The sequence below is a fragment of the Streptomyces coeruleoprunus genome (assembly GCF_039542925.1).
Taxonomy (GTDB): Bacteria; Actinomycetota; Actinomycetes; order Streptomycetales; family Streptomycetaceae; genus Streptomyces; species Streptomyces coeruleoprunus.
Genome location: NZ_BAABIT010000001.1, coordinates 7,523,383 through 7,544,115, shown reverse-complemented (window position 1 = coordinate 7,544,115; position 20,733 = coordinate 7,523,383). Strand labels below are relative to the sequence as shown.

At 72.2% G+C, this 20,733-nt stretch carries 19 protein-coding genes and 1 pseudogene; 7 read left to right on the top strand and 13 right to left on the bottom strand.

Features of this window, described 5'->3' with window-relative positions; genetic code table 11:
* Positions 1–526: 526 nt before the first annotated feature.
* Positions 527–964, bottom strand: coding sequence for a YciI family protein (locus ABEB09_RS33750; RefSeq protein WP_345693721.1), 438 nt, complete (start codon positions 962–964; stop codon positions 527–529).
* A gap of 390 nt (positions 965–1,354) precedes the next feature.
* Here ABEB09_RS33750 and ABEB09_RS33745 point away from each other — a divergent pair, with 390 nt between their 5' ends.
* Positions 1,355–1,972: a TOPRIM nucleotidyl transferase/hydrolase domain-containing protein gene (locus tag ABEB09_RS33745; RefSeq protein ID WP_345693720.1), complete on the top strand. Its 618-nt coding sequence runs from the start codon at positions 1,355–1,357 to the stop codon at positions 1,970–1,972.
* Between the two features lie 233 nt (positions 1,973–2,205).
* Here ABEB09_RS33745 and ABEB09_RS33740 read toward each other — a convergent pair whose 3' ends face one another.
* The 8 genes and pseudogenes from ABEB09_RS33740 to ABEB09_RS33705 form a co-directional block, all read right to left on the bottom strand.
* Positions 2,206–3,723 carry a hypothetical protein gene (locus ABEB09_RS33740; RefSeq protein WP_345693719.1) on the bottom strand — a complete coding sequence of 506 codons (1,518 nt, stop codon included), beginning with the start codon at positions 3,721–3,723 and terminating at the stop codon, positions 2,206–2,208.
* Between the two features lie 301 nt (positions 3,724–4,024).
* A complete protein-coding gene (locus ABEB09_RS33735; protein WP_345693718.1) occupies positions 4,025–4,465 on the bottom strand; it encodes a phage tail protein in 441 nt (146 codons plus the stop codon).
* 165 nt (positions 4,466–4,630) lie between these two features.
* On the bottom strand, positions 4,631–5,464 hold the full coding sequence (locus tag ABEB09_RS33730) for a hypothetical protein (protein ID WP_345693717.1): 834 nt from the start codon (positions 5,462–5,464) through the stop codon (positions 4,631–4,633).
* Positions 5,465–5,533: 69 nt separating this feature from the next.
* Positions 5,534–6,236, bottom strand: a pseudogene (locus tag ABEB09_RS33725) (type 1 glutamine amidotransferase).
* Positions 6,237–6,327: 91 nt separating this feature from the next.
* On the bottom strand, positions 6,328–7,002 hold the full coding sequence (locus ABEB09_RS33720) for a hypothetical protein (RefSeq protein WP_345693716.1): 675 nt from the start codon (positions 7,000–7,002) through the stop codon (positions 6,328–6,330).
* A gap of 193 nt (positions 7,003–7,195) precedes the next feature.
* The gene (locus tag ABEB09_RS33715; RefSeq protein ID WP_345693715.1) at positions 7,196–7,789 is read right to left on the bottom strand and encodes a DinB family protein; all 594 of its coding nucleotides are present in this window, start codon (positions 7,787–7,789) and stop codon (positions 7,196–7,198) included.
* A 210-nt stretch (positions 7,790–7,999) separates the two neighbouring features.
* Positions 8,000–8,602 carry an isochorismatase family protein gene (locus ABEB09_RS33710; protein ID WP_345693714.1) on the bottom strand — a complete coding sequence of 201 codons (603 nt, stop codon included), beginning with the start codon at positions 8,600–8,602 and terminating at the stop codon, positions 8,000–8,002.
* 113 nt (positions 8,603–8,715) lie between these two features.
* Positions 8,716–9,711, bottom strand: coding sequence for a GlxA family transcriptional regulator (locus tag ABEB09_RS33705; protein ID WP_345693713.1), 996 nt, complete (start codon positions 9,709–9,711; stop codon positions 8,716–8,718).
* Between the two features lie 337 nt (positions 9,712–10,048).
* Between ABEB09_RS33705 and ABEB09_RS33700 the strand changes: the two genes are divergently transcribed.
* Positions 10,049–11,029, top strand: coding sequence for a YihY/virulence factor BrkB family protein (locus ABEB09_RS33700; protein WP_345693712.1), 981 nt, complete (start codon positions 10,049–10,051; stop codon positions 11,027–11,029).
* A 114-nt stretch (positions 11,030–11,143) separates the two neighbouring features.
* On the opposite strand, the gene ABEB09_RS33695 is transcribed toward ABEB09_RS33700, so the two are convergent.
* On the bottom strand, positions 11,144–12,541 hold the full coding sequence (locus tag ABEB09_RS33695) for an MFS transporter (protein WP_345693711.1): 1,398 nt from the start codon (positions 12,539–12,541) through the stop codon (positions 11,144–11,146).
* Positions 12,542–12,639: 98 nt separating this feature from the next.
* On the opposite strand from ABEB09_RS33695, the gene ABEB09_RS33690 reads away from it, so the two are divergent.
* Positions 12,640–13,293 (top strand): helix-turn-helix domain-containing protein, encoded by a 654-nt coding sequence (locus ABEB09_RS33690; protein ID WP_345693710.1) that lies wholly within the window; start codon positions 12,640–12,642, stop codon positions 13,291–13,293.
* A gap of 85 nt (positions 13,294–13,378) precedes the next feature.
* On the opposite strand, the gene ABEB09_RS33685 is transcribed toward ABEB09_RS33690, so the two are convergent.
* The gene (locus tag ABEB09_RS33685) at positions 13,379–15,208 is read right to left on the bottom strand and encodes a glycoside hydrolase family 3 N-terminal domain-containing protein (protein WP_380839749.1); all 1,830 of its coding nucleotides are present in this window, start codon (positions 15,206–15,208) and stop codon (positions 13,379–13,381) included.
* Positions 15,209–15,596: 388 nt separating this feature from the next.
* Here ABEB09_RS33685 and ABEB09_RS33680 point away from each other — a divergent pair, with 388 nt between their 5' ends.
* Positions 15,597–16,511 (top strand): NUDIX hydrolase, encoded by a 915-nt coding sequence (locus ABEB09_RS33680; RefSeq protein ID WP_345693708.1) that lies wholly within the window; start codon positions 15,597–15,599, stop codon positions 16,509–16,511.
* 314 nt (positions 16,512–16,825) lie between these two features.
* Here the strand turns inward: ABEB09_RS33680 and ABEB09_RS33675 are convergent, their stop codons facing one another.
* Together ABEB09_RS33675 and ABEB09_RS33670 are read right to left on the bottom strand one after the other, a co-directional pair.
* The gene (locus ABEB09_RS33675) at positions 16,826–17,212 is read right to left on the bottom strand and encodes a hypothetical protein (RefSeq protein ID WP_345693707.1); all 387 of its coding nucleotides are present in this window, start codon (positions 17,210–17,212) and stop codon (positions 16,826–16,828) included.
* Positions 17,213–17,344: 132 nt separating this feature from the next.
* On the bottom strand, positions 17,345–18,007 hold the full coding sequence (locus ABEB09_RS33670; RefSeq protein ID WP_345694173.1) for a lysophospholipid acyltransferase family protein: 663 nt from the start codon (positions 18,005–18,007) through the stop codon (positions 17,345–17,347).
* A gap of 241 nt (positions 18,008–18,248) precedes the next feature.
* Here ABEB09_RS33670 and ABEB09_RS33665 point away from each other — a divergent pair, with 241 nt between their 5' ends.
* The 3 genes from ABEB09_RS33665 (at position 18,249) to ABEB09_RS33655 (ending at position 20,619) form a co-directional block, all read left to right on the top strand.
* Positions 18,249–18,434 (top strand): DUF1272 domain-containing protein, encoded by a 186-nt coding sequence (locus tag ABEB09_RS33665; RefSeq protein WP_345693706.1) that lies wholly within the window; start codon positions 18,249–18,251, stop codon positions 18,432–18,434.
* Between the two features lie 166 nt (positions 18,435–18,600).
* Positions 18,601–19,887, top strand: a complete 1,287-nt coding sequence (locus ABEB09_RS33660) for an MFS transporter (RefSeq protein WP_345693705.1) — start codon at positions 18,601–18,603, stop codon at positions 19,885–19,887.
* Positions 19,888–20,052: 165 nt separating this feature from the next.
* Complete coding sequence (locus tag ABEB09_RS33655; protein ID WP_345693704.1) at positions 20,053–20,619, top strand: AMIN-like domain-containing (lipo)protein; 567 nt, start codon at positions 20,053–20,055, stop codon at positions 20,617–20,619.
* The last annotated feature ends 114 nt before the right edge of the window (positions 20,620–20,733 follow it).

The window sequence follows — 20,733 nt, the reverse complement described above, 5'->3', positions numbered from 1 at the left end:
CCTGGGCCGGCCCCTCTCAGCGGGGTGAGGCCGGCGGCAGTACAGCCGCAGGCCCTGGGCACCACGCCCCTCGGGCCGGGGCCACTGCGCCGGGCCGCCCGGGGCGCAGTGCGACGACGCCCGGGCAAACGCAGCACGCCCCACCCAGGTCCGCAACCGGCCCACGGCAGGACGAGGTCGCGCGCAATGCGGTAGCGGTGTCCGTACCGGCCCCGCCGTCACACGTGCCCGAGCCCGTGGTCGGCCCGTCCGCCGAACTGTGGTCGCCGAAACGCCACCACTCCCCCGTCGCGCCGCGGCGACCGCCCCGGGCCGGTCGGCCTCCGGTTGGTCAACCCTCCGGGCTGCGACCCGGATCAGTCAGCCGCAGGGGATGGCCCGGCATGCCCTCCCGTGGAGCAGCACCGCTGAACCGCCGTCATGGCGTCCTCGGGCTCGTCGAAGTGCCCGTACCGGCGTACGGGCGTTCGTCGAGGATCTGCGGCGCCTGGTGGCGCGGCGGCTCCTCGACGCCGTGGGGCCACGGTCAGGCGGCCCCGGTGTCCTGCGTCTCCAGTGAGGGGCCGGCCTCGTCGATCTGCCGGATCACGACCGGGTAGTCGGGGGTGCCTGCCGGGACCGGGCAGGCGGCGACCCTCGCCGCGATCTCCGTCACCCGCTCCAGGCTCGCGCAGTCGACGAGCCAGTACCCGGCGAGCACTTCCTGCGTCTGCCCGTACGGGGCGTCCCTGATCACGGGCTTGCCCGCGTCGTCCAGGGTCACGAACCGGGTCTTCGCCGGGTCCACGAGCCCCTGGCCGTCGACCATTTCACCGGAGCGGGTGAGGTCGTCGTTGATCGCGTTCATGTAGTCGAACATGGTCTGCAGGTCTTGTTCGCTCCAGGCCGGGGAGTGCGCCGACGGCCTGCCCTTCATGGCGTCGTAGTCGGCCTGTGAGCCCAGCACCATCATCAGGTACTTCACGGTGTCCTCCAGTTACGGCGGATCTCGGTGTGCCAGCCGTATGTCCGTCTGCACAGGAGACGTCGGAGTCGCCCGCCGATTCCCCACACTCGCCGGGGACTGGTACGGATTCATCTGCGAGTGCACCCGTACGCACCACGGCTCCCGGACGGATGCCTCGTTCTGCTGCCGTCTCCGGCCGCCGCCCGACCCCGGCACAGACCCACCACGACCGAATGGCGGCAGCCCTCAGCGGGCTCCCGGTTCCTCGGCCGGCTGCTTCGCGGAGTCCTCGGTGGTCGGCTCGCCCCGGGCCTGGTCGGGTGCGGCGAAGGCGATGGTGCCGAGAGCGGTCCTGGCTCGACGGAAATTGCCTGGCGTGGTGGTCGGGGCGGGGCGGAGACTCGGCGCATGGATGACATGGGGGCGTTCCAGGAGGCGGTCACCGCGTGGGCGGCCGGTGGGCCCGGCGACCCCGCGCGTGAGCTGGCCGCGCGGCTGCCCGTGCGGGCAGTCGTCCTGCTCGAAGGGCCGAGCGACGTCGCAGCGGTCGGCGCGTTGGCCGAGCGCCGCGGCCGGGACCTGGCGGCCGAAGGGATCTCCGTCCTGACGATGGGCGGTGCGATGAACGTCGGGCGCTTCGCCCGCCTCCTCGGCCCGTCCGGTCTGGGCCTCCGCCTCGCGGGGCTGTGCGACGAGGGGGAGCGTCGCTACTACGCCCGTGGCTGGGAGAAGGCCCGTGCGGCGCAGCAAGGGTTCTTCGTCTGCGCGGCGGATCTGGAGGACGAGCTGATCCGCGCACTGGGTGTCGCGCGGGTGACGGAACTCGTCCGGGCCGAGGGGGACCTGCGTGCCCTGCAGACGTTCCTGCGCCAGCCCGCACAGCAGGGCCGCACCGCACATCAGCAGTTGCGGCGCTTCCTCGGTACGAAGAAGGGGCGCAAGATCCACTACGGCCGGGTTCTCGTCGAGGCCCTGGACGCCGACCGCGTACCCGCGCCGCTCGACGACCTGCTCGCCAGCCTCTGAACTTAGGCCGGACACGCCGTCGGCAGCATGCGCGGGCGCGGACGTGCTCGGCCTTGCACAGCGGATGGGGTGCCGGACGCGTACAGGGTCGGCGATGACGGACCGTGCGATGGGCCGGCAGGGCGGCCGTGGTGCAGGTCCGTGGTCGACGGGGTCGGCAGTCGGCGAGGGGGATGCGTGACACCGGCCGGCGCGGCGCGGCGCCGCCCTCGGCTCCGCCTTCGCCGGGGCGGCTACGGGGAGATCAGTACGCGGAATGACGGGCGCCTCGGCAGGTCCGGGAGCGGGTAGGAGGGCCAGTCGCGGGCGTACGCGGGGGCGGGGCGGTTGTGGGAGAGCAGCACGGCGACCGGCCGGTGCAGGGCCGTTCGGGCGAGGCCCGCCGGGGTGATGCTCGTGTCGGGGCCGGCCGGCTGGCGGGAGGCGCAACCGGCGCGGTACGCCAGACGGATGGCCTCCTCGCCGGTCACGACGCACGGCGGCCGCACGCCGCGTGCGCGCAGTTCGGCGACGATCCGCACGTGGGTCGCCGTGTCGGTGCGGACCCGTCGCGTCACGGAGCTGAGCACCGTGTACTGGATCACCAGGTGCCCCAGGAGCGCGAGCAGGCACAGGCCGGCGAGTGCGGGCCGCCGGCGCGTGCGCAGACGCGCGAGCCGTACGAGGAGGACCGCGACCGGCAGCGCCAGCAGGGCGTAGGTGGGGAGCAGGAAGCGGGGTGCGGCGTAGTCGATGGTGAACAGGTACGGCAGCGCGAACACCAGCCCGGTGACGGCGGCGAGGTTCGTGGCGGTGCGGTGGGGTGTCCGCGCGGCCGCCCGGATGCCGCCCGCGACCAGCAGCGGCAGGGCCAGGAACCACAGCGCGGTGGCCGGGTTCCGCCACGGAACGTCGCACGGGCGGCACAGCGTACGGCCGCCCAGCGCCCGCACGTGGTCGTCCACCGCGACGTACCAGCCCAGGCCTCCCTGGATCTCACCGGAACGCCGCAGGCGCGCCGCGAGGCCGCCGTAGCGCACGTACGCCTCGATCACCCACTCGGCGCTGCCGACGGCCAGGCCCGCGGCGAGCACGCACAGCAGCACCGGCCGCCGCCACGCGCGTACCAGCAGCGAAGCCGCTGCCAGGGGAAGGACCAGCCATACGGCGTCGGGTGGGCGCATCAGCGCCACGAAGCCGACAGCCAGTCCCAGGCCCACCAGGGCGCGGGTCTCGCCGGGGTTCCGGGCGGCGCGCAGGAAGAAGCCCACCGCGGCGAGGGCACCGTAGGCGACCCAGAGGTTCGGCATCACCTGCGGCCCGTAGTACAGGGTGAACCACAGCGTCGCGAACAGTGCTCCGGCCAGCGCGACGACCGGCGGGGGCAGCAGCGAGCGCCAGACCCGCAGGGCGAGGAACAGGCCGACGCCGGACAGCACGGCCAGCCAGAGCCGCAGGGCCGTCGTCGATGTGGTGAGGGCCGCGACGGGAGCGGCGAGGAAGGCGATGCCCCGGGCCCGGGGCGCGCTGAAGAACGCCGCCGGGCCCTGTCGGCCGACCTGGCTGACGTACACCGTCTCGTCCCAGCCGAGGCCGAGTCCCGGCGCCACCAGCGTCAGCTGCGCCACGACGAACGCCGCCGCCACGACGGCGACCGGCCATGCCCGGGCGCCGGCGGGCCGGCCGGTCGCGGGCGGTGTCTCGACCCGGCCCGGCAGGCCGGCCGGGCCGGGGTCGCCCGGCAGGCCGGGCAGCAGGCGGGGCTCCCGCATGGCGAAGACCTCGTCGGTACCGGGCCGGGACCGCCCCCGGCCCTCCTGTACTCCTCACCCTGAGCGGGGTCACCGGGGCCCACCACACCACGAACCCAACCGGCCCAACGCTCCGTCCGAGGTCGTCCTCCACGGCTCCCCCGCCGCCGGCCCGCCGGGGACGTCCGAATCGAACCCCGGCCGTGGGCGAACCACGCCGGACACTGCCGGACCGACCCGCGAGGCCCTCCTTGCGGCACCGTCACCGTCGCTGCGATCCGCCCATGGCCGCGGACGTGATCCGCCGGACAGCACTCGCCCGCTACTCGACGGTGATGTCCTCGTAGGTGATCGTCACCTGCTCCGTCGCGGGCCCGGACTCGGCGGCGCCCAGCTGCGGCCCCTCCCAGCGGGACGCCCAGGCGTTGCTGAGGTGAATGCGGCGCACGGTCTGCTTGTTCGCGTCCTTCAACGCGATCGTGATGTCCTGACGGGCGGAGTCGAGGTCGGCGTTGACCAGGGTGGCCTTGATCCAGTCGGTGAACGCGGTGCTCTTGTCCATGCCGCGGGTGATCGTGATCTCGCCGGTCCTGCGCGCCCCCGGCTGCTTGCGAACGATCAGCTCACCGGTCGACGAGACCTGTCGGACCTCGACCACGTCCTGCTCCAGCTGGAGTCCCGAGACGCTCTGGACGGTCTCCACCTGGAACTTGCCGAGCTCGACGGCGAAAGTACTGCTGCTGAAGTTGTCACCGGTCAACACGATGCACGCCTCCTACTGCTCATGGCTGAAGAGCCGGCGGTCATTCCGCCGGCCCGGCTACGCATCTGCCCAACGCCACAAGCATGAGGAGGTCACACGATCCGCCGGACGGGCTCCAGCTGATCGTTTCAGAGTGAGTCGAGTCGCGGGTCGTGTGGGCGCGTCTCAGGTCAGGCTGTCGAACGTGCCGAGGAAGGCGCCGACCACCGCCGCAACGGCCCCGCCGGCGAAGAGGAGGCCGATGCCGAGGATGAGAACAACCAGGAGGGCGTCCCGGATCCGCCGGCCCCGCGACTGCAGCGGAAGTACGCGGCCGGGGTCGCGTGGGTCGTACGCCGCCTCGATGCTCCAGGTCGGGATGGAGTGCTGCACGGTGCGTACCACGCCGCCAGGATCCGTGTACGCGTACCGGCCGGGCTGCCCCTGGAGCCGGATGGCGGCCGTCCGGACGCCGTGCTTCCGCAGGTACCGCTCCTCGACCGGTGCGTAGGCGAGGAACGCGCCGAACGTGAGGATCGGTATCCCGAAGAAGCTGAACGGGATGATGAAGATCATGGCGGCCGGGCTTCCCATGAGGCCCACGAGCACGCATGAGCCGATGGCCACCAGGGTCGCGACGAGCGCGCCGCGCTTCATCCGGCGAAGCCAGTTCCGGTAGCTCGGCTGGTACAGGCGCTCGCCCGAGACGAGGTCCGCGCCGTCGATCGCCTCCGTCTCCTCGGGCCGCCCCGGCAGAGCCGCGTTCACCGCGTCGGCGAAGGCGACGGCAGCGGCGGCGTCCACCACGTCCCAGACCCGGTGGACGTGCGTCAACTCCGTGGTCGGCGCGGCGGTCAGCTCGATCGTGACGGACCGCCCCTCGGCGACTACACGGCTGATGGCCTTCAGCGGGATGTGCGTCCGCTCGTGCGGCCGACGCACGATCAGCGCATCGTTCTCCACGAGCGCGACGGTTTCCCCGCCGGCGTGGAGAACAGGTATGTGAGAAGTGATCGACATGTGCGCGATGGTAGGGGTGGAGGTCGGCGGCCGGGAGCCCTCAGGTGCACGGGCTCGACGCTGAAACGATCAGTGAGTCGCGTGCACGATGCGCGCGAAGCGGGTGGCCACCTTCCGCCATACAGCCGCGGCCGCCGGTTCGTCGATCGTCGCGCGGTGCACGAGGGCATCGGGGTCGAAGCCGTGTTCCCGCAGCCGCGCCGGGTCCCACCTCCGTATGGTGTCGGCACCGGCCTCGGGGTGGAACTGCACGCCCCAGGCGCGCTTCCCCACTCGGAAAGCCTGGTACGGGCAGTGCTCGCCGGACACCAGCCACGCGGCGCCCGGTGGAAGTGCGGTGATGGCGTCCACGTGGCGCTGAATGGCGTTGACGCGACGGGGCAGACCTGCGAAGAGGGAGTCGTCGTCGGCTTCGGGCCGCAGGGTCAAAGGGGTGCTGCCGACCTCTGGTGTGCCGTGCCGCGCCCGGACCGTACCGCCGGCCACCTGTGCCAGCAGCTCCGCCGAGACAGATCCCGAGGACGGCTGCCTCGGTCTCCAGCGCCTGGGCCACGAGCGCACGCGTCGGGGCGAGCCAGGGCGCACGTAGGTCGTCGTCGGGCAGGTAGGGGCCGCCCAGGACGAGGACGGCGCGGTGCTCCCAGCGCGCCGGGAGCTCCGCCCCTTCGTAGGCCGGGATCACGTCCAGCTCCAGCCCGTCCTCGGCCAGCCACCCGCCCAGGCGGCCGGCGCCCGCGTGGGGGCCGTTCTGCACCACGAGCACCCGTGACACCCGCACACGTCCCTTCACGACCCATCACCCGTCCTCCATGCGGCATCGCGGGCGTGTTCCCCTGGTGCGCCCGCGGATCCGGAGGGGAGGCCTAGGTACGCCGGGGAGCCTTGATCGGGGCGCAGGCGAATTCGTCGGTGTCCACCATGGCTTCCCTCGTGGGGCCGCACAGCTCGAACGACGTGGCCTTCTCCGTGTCCGGCAGGCTGAACCCGACGACGCCGACCTTGGTCGCGCCTCGATCGACGTTGCTGCCGACGAAGGTTTCGCCCCAGCTGTAGTCGCGCCACTCGCCGCCTGCGTCCTCCTGGACGTCCTCGGGGTCGGCGAGCGCGCTGCTGGGGTAGGCCTCGGTGTAGCAGTAGCCGCTCTCCCCGAAGTCGCAGGGCTTCTCGGTCGACTTGAACTTCAGCCGGAGGTACTTGAGTTTGACGTTGTCCACCCCGCGGTCGGGGAGTTCCCCGGTCACGGCGACGTAGACGGCGACGTAGTGCTTCCCGGCGTCGGCCGACGTGCCCGCCAATTCGGGCGTCCAGCTGGTGTCCACGGGTTTCACCCGCACGCCGAGCCGCGTCCCCGGTTCGGTGGTCACGAAGTCCTTGCCCGGGAAGTCGGCGAACTCGGTGTAGCCGGGCTGCGAGGCGGTCGGTGAGGACTCCGCTCCGGCGGGCGGCGCCTCGCTCTTGGCGTCACCGCCGCCACCCGAACATCCCGCGATCAGTACGAGTGAGCCCACGGCAAGCGCGGCCCGCGTGCGAGTCGACACGTAACTCCCATCGGACGAGAACCGAGCCCGCATCATAGCGAGCCGCGCCGAACGCGCACTCCGGCAAACGGTGGGCGGAACCGCCCATGCACGGCGTGAGATCGTGCCGGGTGACGAGCGGGCGGGCGGTTGTCGGCGGGCCTCACGAGGGGGACGGCCTCACCCTGTTACGGGCGCGGCGATGTCCGCCTTGTCACGCGTCCCGGCCGGCTTCCTCGGCCGCACGCTCCAGGCGGCTTCGATAGTCCTCCCACCACGCCGCGTCGCCCGGCGGCATGCTGTCGTTGTGCTGGTTCATCCCGACGGCACCGTCCAGGAGTTCGCGCAGGATGTCGGCGTGCCCGGCGTGGCGGTGCGTATCGGCGATCACGCGCACCACGGCATGATGCAGCGTCACCTCGTCCCTGCCCTCGGGCCACCACGGCACCCTGCCGATCGTGTCCAGCGCCAGGGCGTCGATCGTGGCGTCCGCGTGTGCCCACGCCCGGCGGTACAGCTCCACGATCTGCTCGCGTGACTCGTCGGCGGTGGCCCACATGTCCGCGTTGGGATCGGCGTCCTCGGCGAGCCAGGGCCGCGGCTCGCCCGACGGCCGTCCGAACGTGTCGCCGAAGTAGCCCAGCTCCACGCCGGCCGCGTGCTTGACCAGGCCCAGGAGGTTGGTGCCGGTCGGGGTCAGCGGGCGGCGAACGTCGTACTCGGAGAGCCCTTCGAGCTTCCAGAGCAGGGCCTCACGGGCGGATTGCAGGTAGAAGTGAAGGTCGTCTTTGGGATCCGATGCGGTCATGGGGTCAGTCTGCCGCTCGGGTGATCTTGTCGGAAGTGCGCTGTCGGGGCGGCGGTTGGGCTGTCCGCTCTGTACGCGCCCCGCGCCGCGCCGACTTGGACGAGGCGTTCCCCGGCCTGCTCGGCGCCCCTCGGCACGTCGTGCCGAGGGGCGCCGAGCGTCACGCCCGGGCGGGAGAGCGTGGTGACGCGGGCGGAGTGGGCGGGGGCCTCAGGCCGTGAGGTCCCGCACTCGCGGCGCGACGGTGCCGAACAGGTCGGCGATGGTGGTCAGGGCGGCGTTGTGGAGGGTGGCGGCGGGCAGGGTGGTGCCGTCCGGGGCTGTGAGGGACCGGGTGGCGGTGGCTTCTGCGACGACGGTGGGGCGGTAGCCGAGGCGGAAGGCGCCCTGCGCGGTGAAGCTGACGCACATGTGCGTCATGAATCCGGCCAGGACCAGGTCCGGGCCCGCGCCGAGGTCACGCAGGGTCTTCTCCAGGTCGGTGTTGTGGAAGGCGTCGGGGAACTGCTTGACCACGACCGGCTCCCCCTCGACCGGGGCCACTTCGGGGCTGATGGCGCCGATCTCGGCGCGGATGTCGTACGGGGTGCCCACGCCGCCGTCGTTGACGACGTGCACCACGGGCGTGCCCTGGGCGCGGGCGGCGGCCAGCAGCCGGGCGGCGGCGGCCAGGGCCTCGTCGGCTCCCTCCAGGGCCATGACACCGGTGCGGTAGGTGTTCTGGAAGTCGATCAGGATGAGGGTGGTGTCGGCCAGCTTCGGGAGCTGGTTGTCCAGGCCGATCACATCGCGAAGTGTCGTGGAAGCGGGCATGGTGGTGTTCCTCTCGATCGGGTTGAGCCGGCGTGGCGGGGCACGCGGACGTGCGCGTGCGCGCTGGTGCGCTGGTTGGTGCGCTGGTGAGGTGTGCCGGGCTTGGTGACCGGTCAGGGTGTGGTGGTGCGGAAGCGGCGTCGGTAGGCCGCCGGGCTGGTGGCGATCTGCCGCCGGAAGGCCCGGTGGAGGGTTTCCACCGAGCCGAGCCCGGTGTTCTCGGCGATGCCGTCCAGGGGCTGGTCGGTGGTCTCCAGCAGGCGGCGGGCGGCCTCGACCCGCAGTGCCTCGACGTATGCGGCGGGTGTCGTTCCGGTCTCCTGGGTGAAGACGCGGGCGAAGTGCCGCTCGCTCAGGCACATACGCGCCGCCAGCGTCGCCGCCGACAGGTCGGCGTCGAGGTGGTCGGCGATGTACCGGCGCAGTTCGTCGATGTCGCGGCGGGACGCCGGCGGGCGGCTGAGGGGAACGCTGAACTGGCTCTGCCCGCCCTGCCGTTTGAGGTAGACGACCAGGTGCCGGGCCACCGCGAGCGCGAGGTCCTCGCCATGGTCCTCGGCCACCAGTGCCAGGGCCAGATCCAGGCACGCACTGATCCCCGCCCCGGTCCACACGCGTCCTGAGCGGATGAAGATCGGGTCCGGGTCGACGGTGACCTCGGGGTGGTCGGCGGCCAGCCGGGCGGCCGTGGACCAGTGCGTGGTCGCCGCCCTGCCGTCCAGCAGGCCGGCGGCCGCCAGCAGGTGCGCACCCACGCACACCGAGGCGATCCGCCGGGCGTGCGGCGCGGTGTCCTTGATCCAGTCCACCACGTGCCGGTCGATCCGGGGCTGCGGCCCGTCCGCGTGCGGGTCCACCGCGCCGGGCACCAGCAGGGTGTCCACCCCGGTGCCCACGTCGGCGAACCCGACATCGGTGACCAGACGCACACCCGCCGAGGTCGCCACCGCCTCCCCCGCGCGCCCCGGCCCGGCCAGACGGACCTCGTAACGGGCACGACCGCCGGATTCCCGGTTGGCGAGCGTGAACACCTCGGCCGGCCCCGTGACGTCGAGCAGATCGACCTCGGGGAAGACCGCGATCACGACGCGGTGACTGAACTCGGACATGCCCCCATCCTCCGCACCGAACCCCACCGACAGCAATGACCGGCTTCTGTCACATCCGGACATCCGGACCCTCCCCGGGCGGAACCTCCGTCCCGGCCCGTCCTGGCTCAGGCGGGCCGGGTGCCCGTCTCGGCGCTGCTGTAGGTCCGCCCGGTGCCTACGGCGGGTCGCGCACAGCGCCCGAACCCATCGCGGCCGGCCATGCCGCCTGCCGCCGTTTCACGCGGACAGGCGGTGGTACCCGCCTGCCGTCCGGGACCGCCAGGCAGGCGGGAGAGCAGGTCGAGACGCCGCTGCGAACGCCGCCCGTACGGGGCGGGACAAGGAGGACTCCGCCATGGCTCCGAACCCGCACGAGAGCGGCGGCAACGCCGAGCCCGACCGTGGGCGAGGGAAGCGGCCGCCGGCCGAAGGGCCGGCCCACGTGCTCAAGCACTCCTGGGGGGCCGTGCTGAAGCGCACCGTCAAGGAGTTCAGGGAGGACAACCTCACCGACTGGGCGGCAGCCCTGACCTACTACGGGGTGTTGGCGATCTTCCCCGCCATGCTGGCCCTGCTGTCCCTCCTGGGCCTGCTGGGCGCCGCCGGCATCCAACCGCTGATCGACAACTTGGGCGGTCTGGCCCCCGGTGCGGCCCGCGACATCATCATGAGCATGCTGGAGCAGCTGGAGCGCAGCCAGGGCAGGGCCGGCGTGGCGTTCGTCATCGGCCTCGTGGTCGCGCTGTGGTCGGCCTCCGGCTACATCGCCGGGTTCATGCGCGCCTCCAACGCCGTCTACGACATCGGCGAGGGACGTCCGGTGTGGAAGACCCTCCCCACCCGGCTGCTCATCACCCTCGTCGTGGTGATCGTGCTGGCGCTGATGGCCATCGGCGTGGTCTTCACCGGCACCCTCGCGCAGAGGACGGGCGAGATCCTCGGCATCGGCGAGACCGCCATGACGGTGTGGAACATCGCCAAATGGCCTGTGATGATCTTCCTGTTCAGCCTGGTCATCGCCCTGCTGTACTGGGCATGCCCCAACGTCAGGCGGGGCTTCCGCTGGGTCACACCGGGAAGCCTCCTGGCCGTGCTCATCTGGCTCGTCGTCTCCGGCCTCTTCGCGCTGTACGTGGCGAACTTCTCCAGTTACGACAGGACCTACGGCAGCCTGGCGGCCGTCATCATCTTCCTGATCTGGCTGTGGATCTCCAACATCGCCATCCTCCTCGGCCTGGAATTCGACGCCGAACTCGAACGCCAGCGCGCCATCGACACCGGCCATCCGCCGGGCGAGGAGCCGTATGTCGAACCACGCGACACGCGCGAGCTCTGACCCCGCGGTGGGCCCGCCCGGCCGGGCGCGCCCGGCCCGGTGCGACTGCCTGGCCGGTGAGCGGGGTCCGGTGCTCTTCCCCGGGACACCCGCCGTATCCGTACGACATGCCGGTCACCGGGCCGGTGGGGTGGCTGCTCGGGAGGTTCGCGCCACGAGCAGGAGGAACAGTCCGCAGGCCGTCACGAGCAGCCATCCGGGATGGGACGCCTGGGCGAGGCCGGCGGGTCCCGCGCCCGCGACCAGGCCCCCGGCGAGGGCGACGCCGACCGCCGAACCGACCTGGCGTGCGGTGGAGGTGATCGCTCCGGCCACACCGGCACGGGACGGCGGCAGGCCGTTGACCGCGGTGTTGGTGATCGGTGCGTTGGCGAAGCCGAACCCGATGCCGATGAGCAGGTACGCCAGCAGGAGCAGCGGGACGCTCGTACCGTCACCGAGGTTCACCATGCAGAGGCCGCCGGCGGCGGTGAACCCGCCCGCGAGGAGAAGCGGACGCCGTGGTCCGAGGCGCCCCACCATCGTGCCGGACCAGGGGGCGCACAGGGTGGCACCCAGTGCCATGGGCAGGGTCGCGGCGCCTGCGGCGAGCGGCGTCCAACCGCGGGCCTGCTGTAGATAGAGCGTGGTGAGCAGGAGACTCACGTTCAGCGCGACGAACACCGCCACGGCGCCCAGCACCGCCGCGGTGAAGAGCGGCCTGCGGAACAGCCGGAGGTCCATCAGGGGTTCGGGCCGGTGCAGCTCCACCCAGGTGAAGCCGGCGGTCGCGGCCAGGATCACGGCGTAGCCGGCCATGGCCAGAGGCGAGGCCCAGCCGATGCGGGGTCCTTCGATGAGCACACCGACCGAGACGCACAGCGTCGATGTGAGGAGGAGCTGGCCGGGCAGGTCGAGCCGCCGGGCGCGCTGCCCGTGAGACTCCGGCACGAACAGCGCGACGAGAACGAGGGTGGCGACGATGACCGGTGCGTTGACCCAGAACACCGATCGCCAGCCGAACGCCGCGATGAGCGCCCCGCCGGTGACCGGGCCCGCCGCCATGCTGAGCCCGAAGACCGACGCCCAGACGCCGATCGCCCGTGCTCGTTCGCGCGGGTCGGGCATCGCGTTCACCACGATCGCCAGGGCAACGGGGCTCAGCATCGAGGCCCCCATCCCCTGGACGGCCCGTGCCGCGACGAGAAGGCCGAGGGACGGGGCCATCGCGCACGCAACCGAGGCGACCCCGAAGACGATCAGTCCGCACTGGAACACGCGACGCCGTCCGAAGCGGTCCGCGAGCGCACCGGAGACGATGAGAAGGCCGGCCAGGACCACGGTGTAGGCGTCCACGACCCATTCCAGGGCTCGGGTGTCCACGTGCAGGCCGCGTCCTATCTCGGGCAGGCCCACGTTCACGATGGTGGTGTCCAGGCCGACGAGGAACATGCTGAGCGCGCAGACGGCCAGTACCGTCCGGCGTCGGCGTGCGGTCAGTGCGGGTGGAGCGGTCGAGGATGTCGTGGTCACGGGCTCTGCCTTCTGTCCGGGTCGTCGTCTGCCGGCCCATGCTCGGGTCGGGTGACGGCGCCCGAACAGGAAATTTGCGGAGACTGCAAAATGGACCCATGGAAGGCAGGGCAGGCAGGGGCGAGGCGGAAGCCGCGGACGCCACGGAGGCCGCGGAACCCACGGGCGCCACGGACGCGGAACTCACGCAGATTCTCGACAGCATCGGGCCACGGCTACGAACGCTGCGACGCGGCCGCGGACTCACGCTCGAAGCGCTGGCGGAGGAGACCGGGATCTCGGTGAGCACGCTGTCGCGCCTGGAGTCGGGCAAGAGGCGCCCGACACTCGACCTGCTCATCCCCCTCGCGCGGACGCACCGCGTCGCACTCGACCAGCTGGTGGCGGCTCCGGCCACCGGTGACCCGCGCGTCCACCTGAAACCCCGTCGCAGGGAACGCGGGAACGTGCTTGTGCCCCTGACCGAGTATCCGGGACGGGTCCAGGTCTTCAAGCAGGTGCTCGCCCACCGCGAACCGAAACTCGTGACGCACTCCGGCTACGAATGGCTCTACGTGCTCGCCGGCGAACTCCGCCTCATCCTCGGAGAGCGCGAACTGACCCTCCGCCCGGGCGAGGTGGCGGAGTTCGACACCGGCGAACCGCACTGGTTCGGGCCCGCCGGCACGGCGCCCGTGGAGATCCTGCACCTGTTCGGCCCCCACGGCGACCAGGCCGTCGTCCGTACCGGGCCGTCGAACCACATTCCTTGAGGTGGCGGCCCCGCCTGTGCCATCGGGCGGGGCCGCCACCCACCGCGCCCGCCGCCGCCAGGGGAGACGGGACTTCGGGGACGGCCTAGTACTTCAGTGAGTGCCCGATGGGGTAGAGCATCTGCGCCGGGTTGTCGGGCCGCTTCACGGGGACCGGCAGCGCGCCGCGGGGCCTGACCGCGCCGGCGATCACCTTGGCGGCGGCGCGCAGTTCGACATCGGTCCAGGAATAGGTGGCGAGCGAGGCGCGCTGGCCGCGGAGCCCGGCGATGTCGTTCGGGTTGTTCATGGCGACCACGATCACCGGGACGCCTGTGGCGGCGAGTTCGGCGACGAGGGTGCGTTGCGGACCGGTGACGTTGTAGGCCGCCACGATCACGGCGTCCTTGCCGCGGGCCCTGGCCACCGCCGCGTCGATCTGTCCCCGGGTCGGGTCGGTGCCCGTCGAGAGGGCCCTGGCCCGGAAGCGCAGCCCGGTGAGCGCGTTCGCGAGGACGGCGGTGGGCGGTCCTCCGGTGCCGGAAGGGGCGTCCGGGTCGGCGCCGACGACGAGCACGTCGGGGCGGGCCGCTGGGTTGAGGGGGAGCAGTCGGCCTTCGTTGGTGAGGAGCGTGGTGGTTCGTTCCGCGATCCGGTCGGCGGCGGCCAGATGCGCGGCCTTGCCGACGACGCGGTCCACGCCCTCGCGGGAGACGTACGGGTGGGAGAACAGGCCCAGTCTCGACTTGAGCCGCAGGATGCGCAGGATCGACTCGTCGATCCGCTGCTCACTGATCTCGCCGCGTCTGACGGCGTTGAGGACGCCGTTCCAGGACACTTCCAGGCTGGCCGGGCCCAGCAGCTGGTCGCAGCCCGCCTTGAGCGCGAGCACCGCCGCCCCGTCCTCGCCGTACTTCTCGCGCACGCTCACCATGTTGATCGCGTCGGTGACGACCACGCCGTCGAAGCCGAGGCGTTCGCGCAGGATGCCGGTGATCATCGGCTGGGAGAGGGTGGCCGGCGTCTCGCGCCCGTCGAGGGCGGGTACCACGATGTGCGCGGTCATGATCGACTCCGCGCCGGCGTCGATGGCGGCCCGGAAGGGCGGGGCGTCCAGCTCCTCCCACTGCCGGGCCGTGTAGGTGATCCGCGGGAGGCCGAGGTGGCTGTCGAGCGCGGTGCCGCCGTGACCGGGGAAGTGCTTGGGGGTCGCCGCCACGCCGCCGAGTCGGTACCCCTCCACCTGGGCGGCGACCAGCGAGCCGACGGCCTTGGGGTCGGCGCCGAAGGACCGTACGCCGAGGGCCGAGTTGGCCGGATCGACGCTGACGTCGGCGACCGGCGCGTAGTTCTGCTTGATGCCCATGGCCGCGAGCTCCAGGCCCGAGATACGGGCCGCCTCGCGGGCGTCCGCCGTGGAGGCCCCGGCGCCGAGCGCCATCGCGCCGGGCATCAGGGTGGCGGGCTTGCCGATACGGGCCACCTTCCCGTGTTCCTGGTCCACGGAGATCAGGACCGGCACGGGGTTGCTCTTGGCGAGTCCGGCGCGCTGGATGCCGTTCGAGAGCTCGGCGACCTGGTGGGGGTCACGGATGTTGCGCGCCCACCGGGAGTACACGATTCCGCCGACGTGGTACTTCGCGACCAGCTCGGCGGCGTTGCGGACGCCGATCTTCTGGACGTTGGTGTCCATGTCGGCCTTGTCGGGCGTGGCCGCGGAGTGTCCGTGCACCCACATGACGAAGAGCTGGCCGACCTTCTCCTCCAGGCTCATCCGGGAGATGAGCTTGCGGAGTTCCGCCTCCGGCTCCTCGGCCGTGGCGGAGCGGGCGATCACTCCGCCGGCGGCAGCGGCGGCGGCGAGAGCGGCGCTGGCGGTGAGAAGGGTGCGTCTGGAGGTGCCGTGGTGCACGTGCGGTCCTTCCGGCGAGGGCATGAAGAAAACTGCCAAGAAGCCACGCATAGGACAAAGCGGTCATCCGATCAAGGCGGCTCGCGCGGATCACGGGCAGGTCGGCCGCTGGTACGTCAGTGAGGAGTACAGCCGACACCGCGCGCTACGGGCGCGCGCCGCGCCGCAGCGCTCCCACCAGCCCGATCACCGCGTCACGCGAGATGTACGCGACCGGCATACGGCGTCCCGTGTCCTGGGCGCATGCCGTCCTCCCTGAACCGGGCGCCGTCTCCCGCTCGGTCGCCGACGCGCCGCCCTGACCTGCGTGCCGTCGGTGCCGTCGCCCGACCTGCCCGCCCGCCGGTGCCGTCGCCGTGGGGTGCGGCGGACGCCGGCTCCCGTACCTCTCCGCCGGGGGAAGATGGCCACCATGGAAACTGACGCCGCCACAGCCACGAGCACCGCAGTGATCCTCACCAACGGGCATGGGCAGTACCTGCTGCACCTGCGCGACGCCAACAAACCGATCTGCGATGCCGGCACGTGGTCACTGATCGGCGGCGCGCGGGAAGGAGAGGAGACGCTCGACGAGGCGATGGCCCGCGAGCTCCACGAGGAAGCCGGCCTCACCCTCCCCCGCCTCACGCCCTTCACGACCGTCTGCGCCAAGGGCCCCCACGTGCCGGAAGGCCGCATCCAGGTCTACACCGGCCGCTGGGACGGCGACGCCGACGGCCTGCCCGTCACCGAAGGCATCATGTTCCGCTGGTTCGACGTGGCCACGATGGCCCACCTGACCATGTGCCCGTGGGCGTACGAAGCCATCCTCACCCACCAGCGGCAGAGCCCCGCCGCCGCTCCCGCCCCGGTGCCCCAGGACCCGTCCGGCGCCACGCACGGCGGTGCGGGCGCCGTGAAGAACGTGATCGGCGCCCACCTCTACCTGGAGCGCGACGGCCACACGCTCCTCGGGCTGCGGCACCCGGAGGTCGGGTACGCGGCCGAGCATTGGCACGCGCTGGCGGGTCATGTCGAGCGCGAGTCCGTCCGCTCCGCGTTGGTGCGGGAGGCCGCCGAGGAGGCCGGTCTCCTCCTCCGGCCGGAGGACCTGCACCTGGTGCACACCGTCCACGTGCTCGACCACGCCGGCGCCGAGCCGCGCATCCAGCTCTTCTTCCACGCCACTGCCTGGTCCGGCCGGCCGCAGGTGCGCGAACCGGACCGGTGCGTCCGCTGGCAGTGGTGGCCGCTCGACGGCCTGCCGGAACAGATGGTGCCCTACACCCGCGCGGCGATCGACGGCATCCGCGCCGGCCGCGCGTACACCGAGATGGGGTGGGAATGAGGCAGGCTCCTCCGGATCCCGTACCCGGCCGGCCCAGGGAGGTACCCATGGCGACGTCGAGCCCGCTCGCCGTCTTCGGGCACCCGAACGACGAAGCCCTCGCCGCGGGTGGCGTTCTCGCGCAGCACGCCACCGCAGGGGCACACACCGCCGACGTCGGGACGAGATCGCTGAGGCGATCAACACCCGTACTCGATGGTCGCGCCGCTGAGGTTCCGGCCACAGGGCGGCGGAACCGTGGTCGGCTCCGGTGCGCGGAGCTTCCGGTTTGTTGCGCCGACCACGGTTCCGCCGGTGGGTTCAGGCGCGGGCCGTCAGGAGGCGTCGCCCCTGCCCGTCGTCCCGCAGCCCCAGGCCGCACCGCTCGCGCTGTTGTAACGGCAGATCTGGATGTAGACGGTGGTGCCCGCAGGCTTGTTGAAGGAGAGTCGGTCGCAGCCGGAGTCGCCCCCGTCGAGCTCCTTCTGCATGTCGCTCTTGTCGGCCTTGGTCCACACGCGGCCCTGCACCGCGTACCCGTCCGGATCGGTGTCACAGACCTCGAACGTGTCCGTGTTGCCGTACCAGATCGCCGTGCCGTACGTGTTCGGGTCGGTGTACGCCCACGAATCGCGACCTGCGGCGCTCGCCGGGCCGGTGATACCGACCAGGGCCACCGCTACGGCTGACGCGAAGGCAAGACGCTTGGTATGTGCATTCATTCAGTCTCCCTGAGTGGGCTCGGATTTCACCTGTCCAGGGTTGAGTGATCAATCGCGCCGCGGTGATCGTACAGGCGACGCCCGGACAAAGGTCCAGCGGGGCAAGCGCCTTGGCGGGACGGTCGGGCCGTTCTACGCGGCGAGGGCGGCGGGCTCGCCGATGTGGGTGGCCGCCGTGCGCCACGCGGCGGTCACCGCGCTCCGGGCCCCGGCCGTCCGCCCGGCGCGGTCACCCGTCAACTCCAGTGGCGCGCCCACATGAACGTGCAGCTCGGGGCGGCGCAGTGGTGCCGTTGCCAGACCGGCGAGCTGCTTCGCGACGTTTCCGGAGGTGACCCTGCGTGCACCTGCCTGTCCCACCGGTACGACGAGGGCCCCGGTGCGTTCGACGAGGCGGGACAGGCCGCTGCGGAAGGTGCCGGGGGCGGCTTCGGCCGCGTCCTTGCGGTGCGGCAGACCGCCTTCCGCGTAGAGGAGCACCAGCCGTCCCTGCCGCAGGGCCTCGGTCGCGGTGTCGAGCGCGGCGGCGGCGCGCCGGTCACCGCGGAAGACGGGGATGTGCCCTTCACGGGCGAGGGCGCGGCCCAGGAGCGGGATGCGCCACAGCCCTGCCGTCGCCATGATGACCGGCTCGACGCCGAGGCGGTGCAGGGCGGCGAGGACGATGGCGGGGTCGGCGAGCGAGGTGTGGTTCGCGGCGATGATGCTGCCCGGCGCGAACTCGGCCTTGGGGTCGGTGGTCACCGACAGGCGGCCCACGGCGGGCACCAGCACGTCGGCGATGCGGCTCAGCATGGAGGTCTCCCGGTCCTGACGATGTTGATCTTCATCGTCGTCGACGGGCGCCGCCGTGACCTGAGTCGCCGTACTCACTTTTCCGCCCGTGGATCAGGTGGCCGAGGGCCGAGGCACCGGTCCGGAGCGTCGCGTTCCCGCGCGGCCCGATCTTGTCGATCTTTGGCCTTCTCGATCGTTTCCGGCCAGGGGTGTCCCGCGGAGGATGGAGGCAGGTGAAGCGAGGAAGAGGAGAAAGCACGTGGCCCTGGAGATGCGTGATCGCTGCGAGCGTTGCGAGACCGCGGCCCTGCCGCACGACGCGCCCGCCCGTATCTGCTCGTACGAGTGCACCTTCTGCGTGCCGTGCGGCGAGGCCATGCGGGACATCTGCCCCAACTGCGGCGGCGAGCTGGTCGCCCGGCCCCGGCGGGCGACGGTGGCCTGAGGCAGCCGTCCTGTCCTCTTGGTCGCGGGCCGCCGCACGCCGGCGGGCGAGGGTGTCGGGCGGCCTTCGAATGGCCCAGTCCCCGTCCCTTCGAATGGCCCTGGGGGCGGGCCATTCCGGGGCCTAGGTTGACGGCTGTTCGCGCTGTTCCTGCCCTAGGAGACCCATGTTCCGCAGGTTGCTTCCCGTCCTCGTCCCGGCGCCCGGTCCCGCTCGTGGTCTGGCGGCGTCCCAGTTGGTCAACTCGGTGGGCGACGGCGCGTTCATCGTCTGCTCCGCGCTGTACTTCTCCCGCGTCGTGGGACTGTCGGCGGGCCGCATCGGCCTCGGACTGACCGTGGCGTGGGGGCTCGGGGCGGTCGTGGGGGTGTGGCTGGGGCACCTCGCGGACCGCCGGGGGCCGCGCGGGATCGCGGTGCTGCTGTCGACGGCGACGGCCGTGTCGGTGGCGGCGCTGCTGTGCGTACGGTCGTTCGTGCCGTTCCTGCTCGTCGTGTGCGTGTACGCCACGGCGCAGAGCGGGCTGGCGGCGGCGCGTCAGTCGCTGCTGGCGGGGCTCGTTCCGCGCGGCGAGCGCACCGGGGTACTGGCGCATCTTCAGGCGACGGGCAACGCGGGGATCGCGGTGGGCGCGGCGATCGGTGCCGTCGCCCTGCACCTGGGCACGCCGGCCGCGTATCTGAGCGTCCTCGGCGTGGACGCGGTCGCGTTCGCCGCGTGCGCGCTGCTGCTGGGACGGCTGCCCTCCCCCGCGCCGGCCGGCACGCCCGGCCCGGGAGGCGAAGCCGGCAGGGGCGGCATGGCGGTGCTGCGGGACCGGCCGTACGCGCTGGTGACCTTCCTCAACATGGTCATGCTGCTGCGGATGCCGCTCATCAGTCTCGCCATCCCGCTGTGGATCGTGGAGCACACGGCGGCTCCCGGGTGGACGGTGTCGGCCCTGCTGGTGCTCAACACCGGTGGCGTGATGCTGTTCCAGGTCCGTACGGCGGCCGGGGTCACCGGGTTGCCGAGCGCCGTGGGCGCGGTGCGGTCGGGCGGTGTGGTCATGTTCGCGTCGTGCCTGGTGTTCGCCCTGTCCGGAGCCGCGGGTGGTGCGGCATGGGCGGCGGTCGCGGCGCTGCTGGTGGGGGCGGCGCTCCAGGTGTGGGGCGAGATGCGGCAGTCGGCCGGGGCCTGGCAGATCTCGTTCGACCTGGCACCGGCCGGGCAGCAGGGTCAGTATCAGGGCTTCTTCGGCGCGGGCGTGCCGGTGGCGCGGATGCTCGGGCCGGTGCTGTTGACCACGCTGGTCCTGACATGGGGGACGGCCGGCTGGGTCGTGCTCGGCGGGCTGTTCCTGGCGGCGGGGCTGGCCATGGGGCCGGTGGTGCGCCACGCGGAGCGTCGGGCGGGAGCGGTGACCTCGGGGGCGGCCGACGTGCGGCGGGCGACTGGATGCAGTGGCACCTGAGTGTGCGCCGCCGGTGGCTCGCGCGGCCGGCCGGCTCGCCGACGCGCTCGGTACGGACGCGCGGGCGCCGTCGTGGGTGGCCGATTGCCGTCGGTGCTTTTGCCGGTCGCTCGATCACCTGATCGAATGCTGTCCGTCCGAAGTAACCAATCTCCAGGAGGAATTGTGCGACGGCTAACAACCGCTGCGGCGTTCATGCTCGCGGCCACAGCGGTGCTGGGTGCGGCCGGAACGGCCCAGGCCCGGCAGGGCGCGGAGACCGGGACCACGGCGTCCTGCTCGACCGCCTGGGGCAGCGGCACCAAGACGGGCGGCCCCGAGTACGCCAAGCCGCTCACGGCCATCAAGACCAGTCAGGACCGGTGCTTCGACCGGATGGTCTTCGACACCGGCGGAGTGACGGGCAAGCTCGGCTACCACGTGAGCTATGTCGACGCCTTCCACCAGGACGGCTCCGGCGACCCGATACCGGTCAACGGCGGCGCGATCCTGCAGGTATTCGTGTCCTCGCCCAGCTACGACCCGGCCACGATGAAGCCGACCTACGCCGGCAAGCCCGGCCGGCCGCTCCCCGGCGTGAACATCACCGGGTACAAGACGTTCAAGGACACCCGGTTCGGGGCGAGCTTCGAGGGCCAGACCCAGATCGGTCTCGGCGTCCGGGCGAAGCTGCCGTTCCGTGTGACGCAGTCCGGCGACAAGCTGATCGTGGACGTCGCTCACAGCTGGTGACACCGTCCGTGGGCCGGCGCCGTCGTGCGCCGGCCCACGGCCTTCGGTTCCGGACGCCCGACGAACGGCTGTCCGTCACGGCCGCCGCACGACCGGCCGTCCGTCACGGCCGCG

Coding starts and splice junctions, on each gene's coding strand:
- ABEB09_RS33745 (WP_345693720.1), top strand. CDS start 1,355: ATGGATGACATGGGGGCGTTCCAGGAGGCGGTCACCGCGTGGGCGGCC.
- ABEB09_RS33740 (WP_345693719.1), bottom strand. CDS start 3,723: ATGCGGGAGCCCCGCCTGCTGCCCGGCCTGCCGGGCGACCCCGGCCCG.
- ABEB09_RS33730 (WP_345693717.1), bottom strand. CDS start 5,464: ATGTCGATCACTTCTCACATACCTGTTCTCCACGCCGGCGGGGAAACC.
- ABEB09_RS33715 (WP_345693715.1), bottom strand. CDS start 7,789: ATGACCGCATCGGATCCCAAAGACGACCTTCACTTCTACCTGCAATCC.
- ABEB09_RS33710 (WP_345693714.1), bottom strand. CDS start 8,602: ATGCCCGCTTCCACGACACTTCGCGATGTGATCGGCCTGGACAACCAG.
- ABEB09_RS33705 (WP_345693713.1), bottom strand. CDS start 9,711: ATGTCCGAGTTCAGTCACCGCGTCGTGATCGCGGTCTTCCCCGAGGTC.
- ABEB09_RS33700 (WP_345693712.1), top strand. CDS start 10,049: ATGGCTCCGAACCCGCACGAGAGCGGCGGCAACGCCGAGCCCGACCGT.
- ABEB09_RS33690 (WP_345693710.1), top strand. CDS start 12,640: ATGGAAGGCAGGGCAGGCAGGGGCGAGGCGGAAGCCGCGGACGCCACG.
- ABEB09_RS33685 (WP_380839749.1), bottom strand. CDS start 15,208: ATGCCCTCGCCGGAAGGACCGCACGTGCACCACGGCACCTCCAGACGC.
- ABEB09_RS33680 (WP_345693708.1), top strand. CDS start 15,597: ATGGAAACTGACGCCGCCACAGCCACGAGCACCGCAGTGATCCTCACC.
- ABEB09_RS33675 (WP_345693707.1), bottom strand. CDS start 17,212: ATGAATGCACATACCAAGCGTCTTGCCTTCGCGTCAGCCGTAGCGGTG.
- ABEB09_RS33670 (WP_345694173.1), bottom strand. CDS start 18,007: ATGCTGAGCCGCATCGCCGACGTGCTGGTGCCCGCCGTGGGCCGCCTG.
- ABEB09_RS33660 (WP_345693705.1), top strand. CDS start 18,601: ATGTTCCGCAGGTTGCTTCCCGTCCTCGTCCCGGCGCCCGGTCCCGCT.